Consider the following 1745-nt stretch of genomic DNA (forward strand, 5'->3'; position numbering starts at 1 on the left):
CTTCACCCGTGTCCGGTCGGCCATGACAAAGGAGGGGGTTTCGAACTGGTAAAAGATCATGTGAATGTCGCGCTTTTGCGCCTGCGGTTCGATCATGGACTGGCATTCGCGCGCGACTTCGGCCAGCGATATCGGTTCCAGCGAAATCGGAAGCTTGCCGGACTCGATCAGCGCCAGATCGAGGATTTCGTTGATCAGTTCAAACAGGTACCACCCGGCCTTGAGAATCTGGTCGATGCTGCGCTTCTGGGAGATCGTCGGCGACGGCGTGCCGGACTCCATCAGCTGGGCGAAACCGAGGATCGCGCTGAGCGGCGTGCGCAGCTCATGGCTCATGCTGGAAAGGAAATCCGATTTCGCGAGGTTGGCTTTTTCGGCAACCGCCATGGCCTTGTTCAGCTCCAGTTCGACCTGCTTGCGCACGGAATTGTCGGTGCCGATCAGCAGGTATCCGAGGATATCGCCGTAATCGTCGCGCAGCGCCGTGATCGACACGATGGCCGGAAAGCGGCTGCCATCCTTGCGGATATAGGTCAATTCATAGCTGTCCTCGATCCCGCGCGAAGCCTTGAACGCCAATGCCTCGAAGCCCGGCGTAATCGGGGTGGCGAGTTCGAGGCTCAGCGCCTGCGCACGCGCCTTCACTTCCTGCGGATCGTGGATGTCGCTGGGATTGATCTTGTTAACGACTTCAGCGGCCAGATAGCCCAGCATGCGCTCGGCGCCGATATTGAATAATTGAATGATGCCTTTCTCGTCGGTGGCGATAATCGAGAAATTGGCGCTATTGAGAATCGCGCTCTGCAAGGCCCCGGTTTTGAGCAAGGCCGCCTGGCGCCGGACCTCGGTGATGCCTTCCGTCGTGCCAGCGGTGGGGTTGAGAATGGCGGGATCGTGAATTTTTTCGGACATGGCCGGTCTCTTAAAGCGCGAATTAGTCTGGCGGATCGCGTGGCCGAAGGTGCGAGCAGCACCTCATCTCCTTAATACGCTCATCCTGCGCATAAAGATGCAGGCTTTTGCCCGCAGGCGTGGGGGAGTAAATTGAATCCATGGATGAATTTTGAGCAATTACTTTTCATTCTAACGATCAAGTCCACCGCTCTCCGTGTGTTACCGCACATAAGGCGGAGATTCAGTCCTATGAGGACAGATTGCGTCAACTACGCGCCACCGCCAACAGGTCGGTGCGCGCGGCGATGCGATAGTCGTTCTTACCGGTGCGCTTGGCCTCATACAAGGCCAGATCCGCGCTCTTCATCAGCGTCTCCACCTCCTCGCCATGCGTGGGATAAATACCGACACCGACGCTGGCGGTCATGCTCACGTCGCGGTCGTGAATGCGATAGGGTTGTGACACGGCCTGCATCACTTTTGACACCAGCGTGGCGACACCTTCGGCATGACTCAATTCCCACAACGCGATCACGAATTCGTCGCCACCCAGACGCGCCACCGTGTCCTCTTGACGCACGGCGGCCACCAGGCGCGTGGCGACCATCTTCAGCAGCGTGTCGCCGGCATCGTGGCCCAAGGTGTCGTTGATCTGCTTAAACCCGTCCAAATCCAGATACATCACCGCCATGGTGCGCTTGTTCCGGCGCGCATGCGCGATGGCCAACGAAAGTCTGTCCATTAATAGCCGTCTATTCGGCAGTCCGGTCAGCGCGTCATGCAGCGCCAAGGATTCCAGCGCACGGTTGTAATGCTCGAGTTGCTTGTACAACAACCGCACTTCCAGCATG

The 1745-nt window shown here is 58.0% G+C and carries 2 protein-coding genes; both read right to left on the reverse strand.

The genetic code is table 11. The features are described from left to right. The coding region (locus WAQ08_RS17680) for a PAS domain-containing sensor histidine kinase (RefSeq protein ID WP_422193391.1) at window positions 1–912 on the reverse strand (912 nt) is incomplete at its 3' end. Between the two features lie 247 nt (window positions 913–1159). Then, window positions 1160–1745: diguanylate cyclase domain-containing protein (locus WAQ08_RS17685; RefSeq protein WP_422193394.1), on the reverse strand; the 586-nt coding region annotated here is incomplete at its 5' end.

The organism is Aquabacterium sp., assembly GCF_049274795.1.
GTDB lineage: Bacteria > Pseudomonadota > Gammaproteobacteria > Burkholderiales > Burkholderiaceae_C > Aquabacterium.